This is a genomic window from Pseudomonas sp. GW456-12-10-14-LB2 (assembly GCF_002884345.1).
Taxonomy (GTDB): domain Bacteria; phylum Pseudomonadota; class Gammaproteobacteria; order Pseudomonadales; family Pseudomonadaceae; genus Aquipseudomonas; species Aquipseudomonas paraglycinae.
Window position 1 is genome coordinate 1 of record NZ_POHV01000114.1, and the last position, 284, is coordinate 284.

The following is a 284-nucleotide window of genomic DNA, read 5'->3' on the forward strand; positions in this document are numbered from 1 at the left end:
GCCTCTGCCAGCCGTCACCTCTGATCCCTGGAATGGAATGAGACAGGCCGTCCACCACCTGGTGGATCACGGGCATCGCAGGATCGGTTTCATTACCGGACCACAACAAACTTCAACCGGTCTGGAGCGTTATCAGGCCTATCGTCAACTGTTGGCTGAACATGGACTGGAGGTTGACGAGGACCTCGTTGTCGAAGGCGACTTTCAGGAGGAGTCAGGACGCATGGGTGCCCGACGACTACTTGACGGTGGTGCAACTGCCATTTTTGCGTCCGACTCCCTCA

Annotated in this window: 1 protein-coding gene; it reads left to right on the forward strand. The window is 57.0% G+C overall.

Annotated elements, in window-relative coordinates:
• Positions 1–37 precede the first annotated feature (37 nt).
• A partial coding sequence (locus tag C1X29_RS28325; protein ID WP_256584418.1) for a substrate-binding domain-containing protein occupies positions 38–284 on the forward strand: 247 nt, incomplete at its 3' end.